The organism is Pseudomonas sp. BF-RE-21, from assembly GCF_019947305.1.
GTDB classification, from domain to species: Bacteria; Pseudomonadota; Gammaproteobacteria; order Pseudomonadales; family Pseudomonadaceae; genus Aquipseudomonas; species Aquipseudomonas migulae.
In genome coordinates this window covers 77200-92596 of the sequence record NZ_JAGYGF010000021.1, presented here as the reverse complement: position 1 = coordinate 92596, position 15397 = coordinate 77200, and the positions used below count along the sequence as shown (strand labels likewise).

Genomic DNA, 15397 nt, shown 5'->3' with positions numbered 1-15397 from the left:
TGTCCGGAATGGGTGAGCGCAGCAGAGAAGGACAACGCGTCCCCCCAAAGAGCCAGGTCGGCTTTCAGGCCGCCTCGGCGGCTGTGGCGGTAGTCGCCCCCTCGAGAGGCCGAGCGCAGGTTCTGCGTAGTGGGCAACCCGGCATGGATGCCGGGTTAGCCGCCCCCGGCCATGGATGGCCGATGGCGGCGGGCCCACGGAGCAGGACCGGAGCGAGGGGACCCTGAGCCTTAGCGAAGGGCCGAACGAAAGGGGCAAAAGCGCTTTGGTTACTTTCGCGCTTTTCGAAAGTGACTCGCCGTAAGGGCGAAACCAATAGCCGCCGTTACCCCAATAACGGATATGTCCCCCCCAAAAAACCCAAACACCCAACACCGCGAAAAACAGAATTACCGCAAACACGAGCCGTTTTCGCTACTCTGGCTCCAAGCACCCATCGCCCCGCCACTCACCCGACCGAGGCACCATGATCATTTCATCCGCATCCGACTATCGCGAGGCAGCCCGCCGCAAACTCCCCCGGTTCTTGTTCGATTACATCGATGGAGGCGCTTATGCGGAGCACACACTGAGGGCCAACAGCGCCGACCTGACAGGCATCAGCCTGCGTCAGCGCATTCTGAAAAACGTCGAAACCCTGAGCCTGCAAACCACCCTCTTCGACCAGCCCCTCGCAATGCCGATCATCCTGGCGCCCGTAGGCCTGACAGGCATGTTCGCCCGTCGAGGCGAAGTACAAGCCGTGAAAGCGGCGCAAAACAAAGGCATTCCCCTGTGCCTGTCGACGGTCTCGGTGTGTTCGATCGAGGAAGTCGTGGCGCAAAGCCAACAATCCATCTGGTTCCAGCTGTACGTGCTGAAAGACCGGGGCTTCATGAAAAACGCCCTGGAACGGGCCAAGGCTGCCGGGGTGAAGAACCTGGTGTTTACCGTCGACATGCCCACGCCCGGCGCCCGATATAGGGATGCGCACTCGGGCATGTCCGGGCCGTTTGCGTCATCGCGGCGAATACTTCAGGCCATAACCCGACCCGACTGGGCCTTCAACGTCGGCGTCATGGGACGCCCGCACGATCTGGGCAATATCTCGAAGTACCTTGGCAAAGCCGTCACGCTCGAAGACTACATGGGCTGGCTGGCGAACAACTTCGACCCGTCGATCAGCTGGAGCGATCTGGAGTGGATTCGTGACTTCTGGAAAGGCCCGATGATCATCAAGGGCATTCTCGATCCTCAGGACGCGCGAGACGCCGTCAGCTTTGGCGCGGACGGCATTGTGGTGTCGAACCACGGCGGACGGCAGCTGGACGGCGTGCTTTCCACCGCCAAGGCATTGCCGCCCATCGTACAAGCGGTGGGGAATGATCTGACGGTGCTGGTCGACTCGGGGATCCGCTCGGGGCTCGATGTCGTGCGGATGCTGGCCCTGGGCGCGAAAGGTGTATTGCTGGGGCGATCCATGGCCTATGCGCTGGCCGCCGATGGTCAACGCGGCGTGGAAAACATGCTGGATATTTTCGCCAAAGAGATGCGCGTGGCCATGACGTTGACCGGAGTGACCTCGATTGCTCAGATCGATGAGTCGACGCTGGTGCAGGCGGTTCGTGAACTGAACGCTTGATCGTAAAAACGCCCTGTCGATGCAGGGCGTTTTCAATCACTCGACGTCTTTGAGAATCTCGAACTTCACCTGATCGGGATAGAACGCAATGTAGCCCCGAATCTGTTCTACCGACACTTTGGGATCTTCATAGCTCCACGCCGCATTCGCGCCCTCATGCCCCGGGACCTGCAGGCTGAAATAGCTCGCATCACCCTTGTAGGGGCAGTAACTCGTGTGGTCGGTGCGGGCAAAATACTTCTCGTCGATATCCTCCCGGGGCACGTAGTACACCGGAGGGTAATTGGCCTCCAGCAGCACCAGCGCGCGCGCCGACGCAGCCACCTGAATGCCGTGAAACTTCACCAACAGACAGCCGGGCTGCTCGGCGATGGTAATGACAGGGCTAGGACCGGAGCTTTTCATGAAATGCGTTCCTCGGGACGGTGAAAAACCTGTGGGAGCGTGCGATGCGGCAATCCGACTTGCCCGCAATGGGTCGCACAGTGCCCCAAAACTTGAGAACACAGCTTTGTCAGGTATAACCCAGATTTCATCAGCGCGACGGCTTCACAGCCGAACGGGGCGCTGAAGCTATCCGTCGCAGGACCGGCACAAGCGCAGAGGCGGATAACGTCAAATGTAGAAGCGAGATGCCGTTCGTTGCAATGAGTCGAAACGCACGAGCTGTACATCCATACAGATAAAGATTGCTCCATCGCTCATCAGCCGCCATTCTGTGCACCTCCCGGCAATTGATGAACGATGGTGGTTATGCGGTTGTACCTCTGTGAAAAACCTTCCCAGGCCAAAGACATTGCGGCCGTGCTCGGCGCCCGGCGTCGCGGCGACGGCTGCTGGTTGGGAACGGACGTCACGGTGACCTGGTGCATCGGCCATCTGCTGGAAACCGCGCCACCGGATGCCTACGACGCACGCTACAAGCGCTGGGTGCTGGCAGATCTGCCGATCATTCCGGACAAATGGAAAATGACCGTCAAACCGCGCACCGCCAGTCAGTACAAGGCCGTCAAACGCTTGCTCGGCGAGGCCGATGAATTGGTGATCGCCACCGACGCCGACCGTGAGGGCGAAATGATCGCCCGGGAACTGGTGGAGCATTGCCGTTATCGCGGGCCGATCCAGCGGTTGTGGCTGTCGGCGCTGGACGATGCGTCAATCCGCAAGGCATTGGCTGCGCTGAAGCCGGGGGCGGAGACCTTCAGCCTTTATCATTCGGCATTGGGCCGTTCACGGGCCGACTGGCTGATCGGCATGAACATGAGCCGGTTGTTCACGCTGCTGGGGCGCCAGTCCGGTTATCAGGGCGTATTGCCGGTCGGTCGAGTGCAAACGCCGACCCTGCGTCTGGTGGTGGACCGCGACCGCAGCATCGCCGATTTCGTCCCCGTGGCTTACTGGGCCATCGACGTGCAGCTGCTGCACGATGGCACCGCGTTCACTGCACAGTGGCGTGCGCCGTCCGACGTTTGCGACGACCAGGATCGCTGCCTCAATCAGGCACTCGCACAACAGGCAGCGGCGGCGATTGGCAACGCGGCGAGCGCCCAGGTGATCAAACTGCGTACCGAGCGCATGCGCGAAGTGGCGCCGTTGCCGTTCGATCTGGGCACCTTGCAGGAAGTCTGTTCGAAGAAACTCGGGCTCGGCGCTCAGGAAACCCTCGACATCGCCCAGGCACTCTACGAAACCCATAAAGTCATCACCTACCCTCGCAGCGACTGCGGTTACCTGCCGGTGAGTCAACACAGTGAAGCGCCCGGAATTCTCGCCGCCCTGCGGCAAGCAGATCCGACGCTGAACGCCTTGCAGGACTACCTTGAACCGCAACGGCGCTCACGGGCCTGGAATGACGCCAAGGTCAGCGCTCACCACGGCATCATCCCCACGGCTGCGGCAAAGAACCTGGATCGACTGGTGGGCAAGCAGCGAGCGGTCTACACGCTGATCCGCGCGCGTTATCTGGCGCAGTTTCTGCCCAACCATGAATACGACCGGACCCAGGCCGACTTCGACTGTGCCGGTGAAGCCTTGCGCGCGGTCGGCAAGCAGATCGTCGAACCCGGCTGGAAACGCGCCCTGCCCGAGGCCCTTGCTCCGGCCAAGGGCCGCGAAGTACCGGCGCCACAAACACTGCCGACATTGAGCGAAGGCCGTGATTGCGCGGTGGCCGAAGTGAAGCTCAAGGACCTTTGGACGCAGCCGCCCAAACCGTTTACCGAAGGTGATTTGATCAAGGCGATGAAGAACGTCGCCAAGCTGGTCGAGGATCCACTGCTGAAGCAGAAACTCAAGGACACCACCGGGATTGGCACCGAGGCCACCCGCGCCTCGATCATTCAGGGCCTGCTCGACCGTGGTTATCTGGTCAAGAACGGCAAGGCCCTGGCCGCCACCCCGGCGGCGTTCAGCCTGATCGACGCCGTGCCGCGCGCGATTGCCGACCCTGGCACCACCGCGATCTGGGAGCAGGCGCTGGACATGGTGCAGAGCGGCGAAATGAGCCTGGAAGAATTCGTCACCAAACAAGCGGCGTGGATGAGCAAGCAGGTTGCCCGCTGCTCCGGCCTGAGCCTGACCATCAGCGGGCCTGCAAGCCCTGCCGGGCGAGGTGCCACACCCTGGAAAAACAAACGAAAGCCGGCCAAACGCAAGCCATCGACCGGCGTCAAACGTGCAGCAAAAACGCCGGGTAAAGCTTGATGGCACTTCGATTGGCCAGCGATGGTCTAGTGTTCTTCAAGCCCGGCTACAGTCCTGTTTCCTGAAAAGGCATCGACCATGATTATCGTGCACCACCTGAACAACTCCCGCTCCCAGCGCATTCTGTGGCTACTGGAAGAACTGGCCATCCCTTACGAACTGAAGCTCTATCAGCGCGATCCGAAAACCAACCTGGCCCCGCCGGAACTGAAAGCGATCAACGCCCTGGGCAAATCGCCGGTCATCGAAGACGGCACGCAGAAGCTGATTGAGTCCGCCGCAATTATCGACTACCTGATTCGTCGCCATGGCGAGGGGCGGCTGCAACCCGATCCGTCCACCCCGGCCTACGATGAATACGTGCAGTGGCTGCATTTCGCCGAAGGCTCGGCCATGTTGCCGCTGATGTTGAACCTGTATGTCGGACGTCTCGGTGAAGCCGGCGCACCGCTGCATCCACGGATCAACTCGGAAGTAGCCAACTACATCGGCTATCTGAACACGGCACTGAACCAGTCCGATTACCTGCTGGGCAAGGAATTCAGCGCAGCCGATATCCAGATGAGTTTCATAGGTGAAATCGCCCGCGCCCAAGGCAAGCTCGGCGACTACCCTCATGTAGCGGCCTGGGTCGAGCGCTTCCAGGCGTGCCCGGCCTATCAAGCCGCACTGAAGAAAGGTGGTAAATACGACTTCGCGCCTCACTGATTGATTCCGCTCTGAACAGGAGCCAGCCCGCATGCCCTCGATAGAACTGCACGCCGCTCAGCGCGACGAACTGGAAACGCTCGAAAACTTGATGCAGTTCTATATGTACGACCTCAGTGAGTGGCTGCCGCTCAAACTCGGCGGGCATGGCTTCTTCCACATCCAGCCGCAACAGGACTACTGGCGCAACCCCGCAACCCGCCCGTTCCTGATCAAGGTCAACGGGGAGCTGGCCGGTTTTGTGACCGTGGATGACAACACCCATCTGCCTGGCGCCCAGTACAACATCGGCTACCTTTTTGTCAGCCGACGCTTTCGTGGCCAAGGAGTCGCGACGTTTGTCGTTTCTACCCTCTTGAGCCAGCTGCCCGGGCAATGGCAGATTTTCCACATCGATGCCAACCCGCCTGCACGGCAGTTCTGGGCCCGTGTGATGCCACACCTCACGGGTGACGCGTTCTCCCGGCATCAGCACTCAGTGGACGGTTATCCCTGCACCTTTTACCGCTTCCAAAGCGCGCCGCCCTCGTCCTGAGGGGCGCTTTCTCCCTGCTGCTTTCTAATTCCAAACAGCTTTGTCCGACAATATGTAGTGACTGAAAATAATCACTACAAAACCGTTGACGCCTCCGATTTGCCCTTGCATGATGCAGACATCTCCCCGATCGGGAGTACAGCAACATGTTTGAGCAAGCTCGTCTGACCGCCGAGCTGTTTTTCCCGGATACACGCTGCCCACAAGGCAGATTGAAGAAGCTGACCTGGCCCGAACGTCCAGTACAAGGACGAGAAGCGCTGGCGATCAATCCTCATGAAGCTTGTGGCCGACCCTGAAAACGTCGGCAGTGGCCTGAAGGTATTCGCTGCTTCTCTTCGTTGTGACGCTATTGCGTAGCAGTTATTCAACACGACTACATGCAACAGACGCGGAACCCCGTCACTCTCGACGGCCGAACGCTGACGTCCTGGTTTCGGTGCCAGGGATCAACTAACCGATGGGCTACTTGTATTAGCGAATCAACTTTGAAAGATCACCAAATGGTCAAGGGGCATATTATGAATCTGAACAATCAACCTACTATCGATGAACTGGCTCGTATGTTCGCTGCGCAAAAAGACAGCCACGACAGCCACATTCTGTGGATCAGCAAATCGGGCCAGGTTCATATCGATTGCCTGTCGCCGCATGCCCATGAAGCCGAGTTCGACCAGAACAACCAGAACCTGTTGGCCCGACTGAAAATGTACCGTCGCGGCCAGGGTTATGTCGGCAAGAAAGCTGCAGCCGACAAAGACTTCATCGGCAATGTCCTGCAAACGCTGAAGCAGGCCTGGGACTCGATGCAGAACCAGAATGAAGTTCGGGTGATTGATCGGTTCTACTGATAAACCCAATGATGTAGGAGCCGGCTTGCCGGCGATGGACTCAACGACACCGTGGTGAAACAGTCAGTACGCGTTATCGTTAACGACCATCGCCGGCAAGCCGGCTCCTACAATGATCTGAATGGGTGTTCAAACCAATGAAGGCCCCATAAAAAAGGCCCCGTTCGAATAAACGAGCGGGGCCTTTTTGTTTGTCTCCGGTTTGCCAAACAAAGCTATTGTTAAGCGTATCCGCTGTTGGTCACTGGAGACTTGCGATGAAAAACAAGCTGATATTCCCGCTGTTGCTGGTTCTGACAAGTGTTGCTCAGGCAAACAGCGTCGACGGTGTCCCGTCATTCGCGGTGGAGTGCCCCGGCAAGTTTCTCGTCCAGGCGGATCAGGATGGGCCGGTCATGATCAACGGCAAGGAAGCCGACACCAAAATCATCAGTGAGCGCCGCTTCGAAGCCAAGGGCTCCGGCATCACCTTGTCAATTGTCCTCGCCGATGACGATTCGGTCGCCGTGACCTCCTCCGGCAAGGCCTCCAACGGCGTATGCCAGTCAGTGGATGACTGACGTCGCCTCAACGGTTCCCAGCAACAGTTCCATGAAGGCCACCGACGCCGCGCTGTGGTAGTTGTTTTTACGCCGCAGCAGCGCGGCCCCGCGCTTGGGCGCCTCCCCCAGCAACGGGATCCTGCGTAACGCGCGGTCCTGAGTGGCGATGGGTTCCGGAAGGATGGTGGCAATCGCCGTGTGGCGGATGACTTCCAGCAAGGTGCTGACCGAGTTCACCTCAATGGCCACTTTTGGCGTGATCTGCTGCTCAGCGAAATACTCATCGATTCGGGTTCGGGTGACGAAGTCCGTGGCCAACAGGGCAAATTCCAGCTGGGCCACCGCTTCAGCGGATAACGCGACACGGCTTTCGTACAACGGATGATCCCGCCCGACCATCACGCCCAGCGTCTCGGTAAACGCCGGGATCGACTCGATGTCGGCATTCCTGACCTGATCAAACGCAATGGCGATGTCCAGCGAGTCATCCAGCAGCCCGGCCTCAATGTCGTCCATCGACAACTCGAAAATCTCCAGGTGAATGTTCGGATAGCGCGCCACGTAGTCGCGCACCAATGGCCCGACCAGATACGCCATGAACGTCGGCGTCATCGCCAATCGCAACGTCCCCCGGGACAAGTCCTTCACGTCATGCAACGCCCGTTTACCCGCCTCCAGTTCCACCAGCACCCGCCGAGCGCACTCGATGTAGGCCTCACCCGCATCGGTGGGCTTGACCGTGCGCGAGGTGCGGTCGAACAGGCTCACGCCGAGGGTTTCCTCCAGTTGGCGGATCTGTTGCGACAAGGTCGGTTGGGACACGTGCAATGCCTCGGCAGCACGGGTGAAGCCGCCGTGGTCGGCGACCGCCAGCAAGTAGCGCAAATGTCGGAGCAGCATCGGGATCAACCTATAGGCAGGGCTTATGCAATGCATTGTATATCGGTCTTGGACGCTATTAATCAATCGGCAGAAGATTGCTTCACACCCAAGCAATACTCAACCCGATAGGAGATTCACCATGCAACAGTCCCACGCTTACAACGACCCGAGCCTGGCCCTGACCACCTCGATCCTCGATGCCAAGGCGCGTAAAAACCTGTCGTGGCAGGACCTGACCGACGGCACCGGCCTCGGTCTGGCCTACGTCACCGCCGCCCTGCTCGGTCAGCACCCACTGCCGGAAAGCGCCGCCAAAGTGATTGGCGAGAAGCTCGACCTGGACGCCGACGCCGTGGCCCGCCTGCAAATCATTCCACTGCGCGGCAGCCTCTCCGGCGTGCCGACCGACCCGACCATCTACCGCTTCTACGAAATGATCCAGATCTACGGCACCACACTCAAAGCCCTGGTTCATGAACAGTTCGGCGACGGCATCATCAGCGCGATCAACTTCAAGCTCGACATGAAAAAAGTCGAAGACCCGGAAGGCGGCTCCCGCGCCGTGATCACCCTCGACGGCAAGTTCCTGCCACTGCGTCCTTTCTGACTTGATCCCGGCCCGCACTCAAGTGCGGGCCAGTTCCAGAACCCCGCTTGTTTCTTTGTTCACCACATTGGTCTGGAGGATGCCCCATGAAAAAAATTCTGTTGGTGCTGTCGTTGTTAGCGGGCATGTCTGCCCAGGTTCACGCAGAAGAAACGGCCGTCGCGTACGAGTACGGCATGAAACTGGACATCGCGCATGTCGTGAGCATCACGCCGATTGCCGATGAATGCGGGGTCGTCCCTGTGAAAATGACGTACCAGGACTCCACAGGCGCCACCCACATTCTGGACTACAGCGTGTTTGGCACCGGCTGCTCGAACTGATCCCCCCATCATTTGAAAGGAAATTCCCCATGAAAGCGCTCATCGACGGTTTTTTGAAGTTCCAGACGGAAGCCTTCCCACAGCGGACCGACCTGTTCAAACACCTGGCCACCACGCAACACCCCGGCACGCTGTTCATCACCTGTTCCGACAGCCGTGTCGTACCGGAACTGCTGACCCAGCAAGAACCCGGCGAACTGTTCGTGATCCGTAACGCCGGCAATATCGTGCCCTCCTACAGCCCGCATCCGGGCGGTGTATCGGCCACGGTCGAATACGCGGTGGCCGTACTGGGCGTCACCGACATCGTGATTTGCGGCCATTCGGATTGTGGCGCGATGACAGCCGTCGCCAGCTGCAAATGCATGGATCACCTGCCCGCCGTCAGCGGCTGGTTGCAACATGCGGAATCGGCGAAGGTCATCAACGAATCCCGGCCTCATGCCAGCGACGCGGCGAAAGTGAGTTCGATGGTGCGGGAAAACGTGATCGCGCAACTGGCGAACATTCAGACACACCCGAGCGTGCGACTGGCTCAGGAAAAAGGCCTGCTGAACCTGCATGGCTGGGTCTACGACATCGAAACCGGGTCGATCGATGCACTGGATGCCAACAGCCGCACGTTCGTGTCGCTGGCCGAACGCCCGAGCACGTGCGCCGTTCACGGCAAAGCGGTTGAAGCGGCTTGATCCGTGTACCAGAGGGCCATCGCCCTCAGCTGGCACCTTGCAGCCAATCAGCATCCGCGCTCAATAACCGCGAAGTGAAAATGCAGCGCGCCCGATTCACGGAAGCGCTGCACCCCGCTTTATTTGTCTTCCGGTTTGGCTGACGAGGATGGCCGGATCTCCGGGTTTTCCTCGGCGTTGGGCGGTGTTGGAAAGCTTCCAGGCGTGAACACGTGAGTCAGCAATTCCCTGGCATCGATTTCATTGACACCACTGACCGTGCGAGCCAGCGCAACAGCCTGCTCACATTGCTTATGCGTGTTGACGCGACCGCTCAACATCACCATTCCCGCGAGGGTTTTGACATGGACTTGCAGGCCAAGGGTCGGATCGGCCAACGCCAAGGCCGACTTCACCCGGGCTGTCAGCCACGCGTCGTGCGCGGCCAATTCCAGCTTATGAGAGTAATGATCGAAGGATTGAAGTTTCATGGCGGACCCCTGTCTCAAGACGCAGTCGCAGACACCCTTAATTATAGTGCGGTCTGCGCTTGAGGTCGGGTTCTCAGCGTTTGACTGACAGATCGATCTGCGTCATGCGACTACGGATCGTGAACACACCGTCGCCCGAGAGAATCGCGCTGCGAGCGAACAGGCGACCACTCTCCCAGTTCGAAAGCCCCAGTTCCGGTTTATTCAGCGCGTACTGCCCGTCAACCCAACGGGTAATTCCGTTGCCGACAAAAGGTGCGTTGACCGCGTTGTAGAAGCGCTCATGCGCCTCGGCATCTTCACTGATCAACGACACGGTGAATTGCGGGCTGTAGCGATTGAACAAGGCGATGGCCTGGCCCAGGTCGTCGACGATCTTGAGGCTGACTTCCGGGGTTTCTTCCCACTCCCACTCGCGGCCCAACTGGTCTTCGGGCAGTGGCTCGGCCAACCTTTCAGTCTGGTAGCCGTCAGGACGATAGACCTCGACGGTTGCGGTCCGCCAACGGCCCGGCAAATACGTTTCGCTGCCCTCGACGATGTGCAACTTGCAGCCCTCTTCCCGGGCGCTGCCGGCTTTTTCCAAGGCGTCCAGAAACAGCGGCACCAGTTCGGCGGCGCGATCGCGGTGGATCAGGCAGACGTTCAGGGTGTTGCAGACTTTACGGTCCAGGGAATTGCGCACGACGGCGGCGAAACGCTTGGCGTCGGCGTCCTTGTCGGCGACCAGCCAGGCGCCACCGGTGCCATGCAGGCTGACGGCAGTGCCGACCTGTTGCGCGATGCTGCCCAACTGACTGACCGCACGCCCCGAACCACGGGCCACCGCCAACGACAGACGACGGTCGGCGAACATGGCCCAACCGGCGGCGTGATTGACACTTTCCACCAGCGACACTGCGCCCACCGGCAAACCGGCCTCACTCAATGCCGGATTCAACGCGTGGGTGACAATGGCTTGCGCCGTGCCCAAGGCATCGCTGCCAATGCGCAGCACCGCGGTGTTGCCGGTGCGTAACACGCCAGCGGCGTCGGCGAAGACATTCGGCCGGCCCTCGAAGACGAAGGCGACGATGCCCAACGGCGAAACCACCTGCTCGACTTTCCAGCCGTCATGCTCGACGCAACTGATCACTTTGCCGCGCGTGGCTGACGCATCGCGCCAGGCCCTGAGGCCCGCGATCATGTCACGACGCATGCGCTCATCGGCCAGCAACCGTGTGGTGGAGCGTCCACGCGACTTGGCCCATTCGATGTCGGCCCGGTTGGCCGCTTCGATCAAGTCCCAGCAGTCCTGGTTTTCCAGGCGTTGGGCAAAAAGGTCGAAAAACGCACTGATCGCCTGATCGGAAACGGCGGACATCGCCGTAAACGCCGCTTCAGCCCGCTCAATCGCGACCGCCGCCGCTTTCTGGTCCGCAACGGGAATCAGCAACAACTCGCCGCTGACCTGCTCCACCAACAGGTGGTCCCCGGGCTGAAAGCGCAAGGCCAGTTCGGGGCTGACCACAGTGACGCGGTTACCAGCGAAAGGGATTGGCGTGCCAGCGACTAGACGTTCGAGCGCAAGAGACATGAAGCGGTTTCACCATGCAATGGGCGGTCAGAAAATGTATAGCAAAATTTCTGGAGCGTCATTAACCGGTGGCCATCCGGCGCATTTCGTTCGATTGCGAAACCGTACGCAAATCCCCTGTAGGAGCCGGCTTGCTGGCGATAGCGGTGGATCAGTCAACGTGTGTATTGGCTGGACAGACGCCATCGCCAGCAAGCCGGCTCCTACAGGGGATCGGTGGACATGTCCAAAATGAGCGGTCGCAGTAGTGAAGGAGAATGCGGACAACTGAGAAACAGGTCGGCTTTCAGGCCGCCTCGGCGGCTGTGGCGGTAGTCGCGCCGGCCACAACCCCGCGCTATCAGAACACCGACCAGCCGATCCGCTGGCTCAACAACTCCAGCGCGGCCATGCCCGCCAGTGAGTTACCGGCGGCGTTGAGTTCCGGCGACCAGACGCACACCGTGAACTGCCCCGGCACCACCGCGACGATCCCGCCGCCCACGCCGCTCTTGCCGGGCAAACCGACGCGATAGGCGAAGTTGCCCGCCTCGTCGTAGAGGCCGCTGGTGGCCATGATGGAATTGACTTGCTGGGTCTGGCGGCCGCTGAGGATCTGTTCGCCGCTGTGCTTGCAGAAGCCGTCGTTGGCCAGGAAGCAGAACGCCCGCGCCAGGTCCACGCAGCTCATGCGCAGGGCGCAATGGCTGAAGTAGCTGCGCAGCACCGCCTCGACATCATTGTGAAAATTGCCGAAGGATTGCATCAGGTATGCCATGGCGGCGTTGCGCGCCCGGTGCTGGTATTCGGACTCGGCGACCTTGCCGTCCACCATGACTTGCGGATTGCCCGACAGGCGCCGGACGAAATCACGCATCGACAAGGCCGGTGCGGCAAAGCGCGACTGATTGATGTCGCAGATCACCAGCGCACCGGCGTTGATGAACGGATTGCGCGGGCGCCCGCGTTCGAATTCCAGCTGCACCAGCGAGTTGAACGGCTGCCCGGAAGGCTCGTGGCCCAGGCGCTGCCAGATGGCTTCGCCGGAATGCTCGATGGCCTGCACCAGGCTGAACACCTTGGAAATACTCTGCACCGAGAACGGCGTGTGGGCGTCACCGGCGCAAAACAGTTCGCCGTCGTTGCCATACACGGCGATGCCCAGCTGATTGGCCGGCACGGTGCCGAGGGCAGGAATGTAGTCAGCCACCTTGCCCTGACCGATCAGGGGCCGAACTGCGTCAAGGATCTCGTTCAACAGCGCTTGCATGCCGGGTTCCGAAGTCTCGCCCCAAGGGATTGCGGGGACACTGACGCTAGACGCTGGTGGCAACGAATGGATCACAGTGGTGGCGTGGAATACCCCCTGTAGGAGCCGGCTTGCCGGCGATAGCGGTGGATCAGTCGACACATTTATCGCCTGAACGGACGCTATCGCCAGCAAGCCGGCTCCTACAAGGATTTGTGTAGGCCAAGGAAATTTAGGGGGTTACGTATCAGAGTGTGTACAGCCCCGCCCTTGACACACCCCGTCCATAAAACCCCACCCCAACGACACATCGCAGATACACCCGATTGATGAAATGTGCCTGTCGATTGGCTCAGCCGATCAAAGCGCTCAACTCACTCAATGCTACGGAGTATCACCATGTTCAAGCTCTCGACTTCTTCCCTGACCCTCGGCCTGATCATCGCCGGCGGCCTGGCCCTGTCCAACGTCGCATCGGCCTCCGAGTCCGAAGCGTTCAGCATGAAACAGCTGGCCCACGGCTACAGCCAGGCCCACGCCGACACCGCGGAAAAACCGGCTGAAGGCAAATGCGGCGAAGGCAAGTGCGGCGCCGGCGAGTAACCCTTGCGCGGGGCCGCGAGCCCCGCATCCCTGACTGAACGGAGACCACGTCCATGAACTCTGCAATCTCGTCGGCCGTGAAAGGCCTGCACCTGAATCTCGACCGTGCCGGTAGCTGGCTCGCCCCATTGACCCTGCGGTTGTTCATTGCCTGGGAATTTTTCGAGTCAGGCCTGGAAAAATGGAATGGCGAAAACTGGTTCGCCGACATTCAGGATCGCTTTCCGTTTCCCTTCGACCAGATACCGGCGACGCTGAACTGGGAACTGTCGATGTGGGCCGAACTGCTTTGCGCCCTCGCCATCCTCGTCGGCCTTGGCACGCGGATTTCGGCCATCGCGTTGATCGTGGTCACCCTTGTTGCGACGGCCGCCGTCCACTGGCCGGCCGATTGGTCTACATTGAGTGAGCTTGCTCAGGGTTACGCCATCAGCAACAAGGGCCACGGCAACTTCAAACTGCCGCTGATTTACCTCGCCGCCCTGATGCCGCTGTTGCTCTCGGGTGCCGGCAAGCTCAGTCTCGATACGTTGTTGGCTCGCTTCTTCTGGCGTCGCAACCACCGCTGAGGCGCCGGCGTTTCGATAACGTACCTGCCACTCCCAATAGAACAGGAGCAATCGCCATGAGTCTCACTCTCTACGGTTTTGACGGCAGTACTTATGTGCGCACAGTGAAGATGTTGCTGGTGGAAAAAGACGCGGACTTCGAGCAGGTGCAGGTCAACGTGATCAAAGGGGAACCGCACCTGCCGGAGCATCTGGTGCGCCACCCGTTCGGCAAGGTGCCCGTCGTCGACCACGACGGCTTTCGGGTGATCGAAACCGGCGCGATCATTGCCTACCTGGACGAAGTCCTGCCCGGCCCGTCAATCACCCCGGACAACGCCCACGACCGTGCGCGCACCCACATGGCCCAGGGCATTTATGATTCCTACGGTTATGGCGCGCTGGTCTCGGTGTTCGGCTACCATCTGTTTCCCGACTTCATTGGCGGGCAGAATGAAGATTCGCGCCGCCAAGGCATCGAGAACTCGAAACGAGTGCTGCGCGAGTTGATGAAGATTAAAGGCACCGATCCGTATATCGCCGGCCTTGAACCGAGCATCGGCGACTTCTACCTGGCACCGGGTTGCGCCTACATCGCGATGACCCCGGATGCGCCGCAGGTATTTGCCGTGGACGGCTTCAACAGCTGGTGGAAACGGATGCAGGGGCTGACGAGCTTCAAAGCCACACAGCCGCATTAAGCTACGCCCCAACTCACTTGCGAAGACAGGAGCCACCATGAGCGTGACCACCCAATGGATCGAGATCGACAGCGCTGAAGGTAAATTCGGCGCTTACCTGGCGATTCCGCATACCCGTAAAGGCCCGGGGATTGTGCTGATCCAGGAGATCTTCGGTGTGAATGAACACATCCGCTCGGTCGCCGAGCAATATGCCGCCGACGGCTACCTGGTAATCGTGCCGGACCTGTTCTGGCGCAACGGCCCGCGCATTGAACTGACCTACGACGAAGCCGGCTGGAAACGCGCCGTCGAATTGATGAACGCCACCGACGTCGGCAAGGCGCAGAAAGACATCGAGCTGGCCATCGACGCCCTGAAAGCACAACCGGGTCTGGATGGCGGCATTGCCTCCATCGGCTACTGCTTTGGTGGCTTGCTCTCCTACCACACCGCTGCCAATGGGCTGGTGGACGTGGCGATCGCCTACTACGGCGGCGGCATCCAGAACCAACTGGACCGCGCCGACGAAATCGAAGTGCCGCTGCTGATGCACTTCGGCGAACAGGACAGCCACATCCCGCTGGAAGCCGTGGAAAAAATCGCCGAGCGTTTCGACAACAACGATAACGTTGAAATCGTGGTTTACCCGGAAGCCGAGCATGGCTTCAACTGCTCGCATCGCGACAGCTACAACCAGCGTGCCGCGGCTGAAGCCCATGGCAATACGCTGATCTTCCTGGGCATGGAGCTCTAAGACCGACACGCTTTTGGCAGGAGCCCGGCTTGCTGGCGATGGCGATTTCAAAGACGCCTTCGCCGACAAGCCTG

The 15397-nt window shown here is 59.9% G+C and carries 18 protein-coding genes; 13 read left to right on the top strand and 5 right to left on the bottom strand.

Features of this window, described 5'->3' with window-relative positions:
* Window positions 1-466: 466 nt before the first annotated feature.
* Window positions 467-1621: an FMN-dependent L-lactate dehydrogenase LldD gene (gene lldD / locus KGB25_RS16085; RefSeq protein WP_223435683.1), complete on the top strand. Its 1155-nt coding sequence runs from the start codon at window positions 467-469 to the stop codon at window positions 1619-1621.
* A gap of 36 nt (window positions 1622-1657) precedes the next feature.
* Here the strand turns inward: lldD and KGB25_RS16080 are convergent, their stop codons facing one another.
* Complete coding sequence (locus KGB25_RS16080; RefSeq protein ID WP_008028168.1) at window positions 1658-2026, bottom strand: DUF427 domain-containing protein; 369 nt, start codon at window positions 2024-2026, stop codon at window positions 1658-1660.
* A 348-nt stretch (window positions 2027-2374) separates the two neighbouring features.
* On the opposite strand from KGB25_RS16080, the gene KGB25_RS16075 reads away from it, so the two are divergent.
* The 5 genes from KGB25_RS16075 to KGB25_RS16055 all read left to right on the top strand — a co-directional run bounded on the left by KGB25_RS16075 (window position 2375) and on the right by KGB25_RS16055 (window position 6978).
* On the top strand, window positions 2375-4324 hold the full coding sequence (locus KGB25_RS16075; RefSeq protein WP_223435677.1) for a DNA topoisomerase III: 1950 nt from the start codon (window positions 2375-2377) through the stop codon (window positions 4322-4324).
* A 78-nt stretch (window positions 4325-4402) separates the two neighbouring features.
* Complete coding sequence (locus KGB25_RS16070) at window positions 4403-5032, top strand: glutathione S-transferase family protein (RefSeq protein WP_223435675.1); 630 nt, start codon at window positions 4403-4405, stop codon at window positions 5030-5032.
* Between the two features lie 31 nt (window positions 5033-5063).
* Window positions 5064-5567 carry a GNAT family N-acetyltransferase gene (locus KGB25_RS16065; RefSeq protein WP_223435672.1) on the top strand — a complete coding sequence of 168 codons (504 nt, stop codon included), beginning with the start codon at window positions 5064-5066 and terminating at the stop codon, window positions 5565-5567.
* A 521-nt stretch (window positions 5568-6088) separates the two neighbouring features.
* Window positions 6089-6418, top strand: a complete 330-nt coding sequence (locus KGB25_RS16060) for a hypothetical protein (RefSeq protein ID WP_008028159.1) — start codon at window positions 6089-6091, stop codon at window positions 6416-6418.
* Window positions 6419-6675: 257 nt separating this feature from the next.
* Window positions 6676-6978, top strand: a complete 303-nt coding sequence (locus KGB25_RS16055; protein ID WP_008043969.1) for a hypothetical protein — start codon at window positions 6676-6678, stop codon at window positions 6976-6978.
* Here KGB25_RS16055 and cynR read toward each other — a convergent pair.
* A complete protein-coding gene (cynR, locus tag KGB25_RS16050; protein ID WP_008043965.1) occupies window positions 6964-7860 on the bottom strand; it encodes a transcriptional regulator CynR in 897 nt (298 codons plus the stop codon). The genes KGB25_RS16055 and cynR overlap by 15 nt on opposite strands.
* A 121-nt stretch (window positions 7861-7981) precedes the next feature.
* Between cynR and cynS the strand changes: the two genes are divergently transcribed.
* The 3 genes from cynS (at window position 7982) to KGB25_RS16035 (ending at window position 9461) form a co-directional block, all read left to right on the top strand.
* Window positions 7982-8449, top strand: a complete 468-nt coding sequence (gene cynS, locus KGB25_RS16045; RefSeq protein WP_201112519.1) for a cyanase — start codon at window positions 7982-7984, stop codon at window positions 8447-8449.
* 86 nt (window positions 8450-8535) lie between these two features.
* Window positions 8536-8772 carry a DUF2790 domain-containing protein gene (locus KGB25_RS16040; protein ID WP_223435671.1) on the top strand — a complete coding sequence of 79 codons (237 nt, stop codon included), beginning with the start codon at window positions 8536-8538 and terminating at the stop codon, window positions 8770-8772.
* Between the two features lie 29 nt (window positions 8773-8801).
* Window positions 8802-9461 carry a carbonic anhydrase gene (locus tag KGB25_RS16035; RefSeq protein WP_008043956.1) on the top strand — a complete coding sequence of 220 codons (660 nt, stop codon included), beginning with the start codon at window positions 8802-8804 and terminating at the stop codon, window positions 9459-9461.
* A gap of 119 nt (window positions 9462-9580) precedes the next feature.
* Here the strand turns inward: KGB25_RS16035 and KGB25_RS16030 are convergent, their stop codons facing one another.
* The 3 genes from KGB25_RS16030 to glsB all read right to left on the bottom strand — a co-directional run bounded on the left by KGB25_RS16030 (window position 9581) and on the right by glsB (window position 12756).
* Window positions 9581-9931, bottom strand: coding sequence for a BON domain-containing protein (locus KGB25_RS16030; protein WP_008043954.1), 351 nt, complete (start codon window positions 9929-9931; stop codon window positions 9581-9583).
* Window positions 9932-10004: 73 nt separating this feature from the next.
* Window positions 10005-11507, bottom strand: a complete 1503-nt coding sequence (locus tag KGB25_RS16025) for an aldehyde dehydrogenase family protein (protein WP_223435670.1) — start codon at window positions 11505-11507, stop codon at window positions 10005-10007.
* Window positions 11508-11847: 340 nt separating this feature from the next.
* Entirely contained in the window at window positions 11848-12756 is a 909-nt protein-coding gene (gene glsB / locus KGB25_RS16020; protein ID WP_008028142.1) for a glutaminase B, read from the bottom strand.
* 378 nt (window positions 12757-13134) lie between these two features.
* On the opposite strand from glsB, the gene KGB25_RS16015 reads away from it, so the two are divergent.
* From KGB25_RS16015 to KGB25_RS16000, 4 genes are read left to right on the top strand one after another with little or no spacing between them, the layout of a single operon-like run.
* Window positions 13135-13338, top strand: a complete 204-nt coding sequence (locus KGB25_RS16015; RefSeq protein WP_008043946.1) for a hypothetical protein — start codon at window positions 13135-13137, stop codon at window positions 13336-13338.
* A 53-nt stretch (window positions 13339-13391) separates the two neighbouring features.
* Window positions 13392-13907 (top strand): DoxX family protein, encoded by a 516-nt coding sequence (locus tag KGB25_RS16010; protein ID WP_008043945.1) that lies wholly within the window; start codon window positions 13392-13394, stop codon window positions 13905-13907.
* A gap of 56 nt (window positions 13908-13963) precedes the next feature.
* Window positions 13964-14587: a glutathione S-transferase family protein gene (locus tag KGB25_RS16005; RefSeq protein WP_008043943.1), complete on the top strand. Its 624-nt coding sequence runs from the start codon at window positions 13964-13966 to the stop codon at window positions 14585-14587.
* 37 nt (window positions 14588-14624) lie between these two features.
* Entirely contained in the window at window positions 14625-15323 is a 699-nt protein-coding gene (locus KGB25_RS16000; protein WP_008028132.1) for a dienelactone hydrolase family protein, read from the top strand.
* Window positions 15324-15397: the final 74 nt, after the last annotated feature.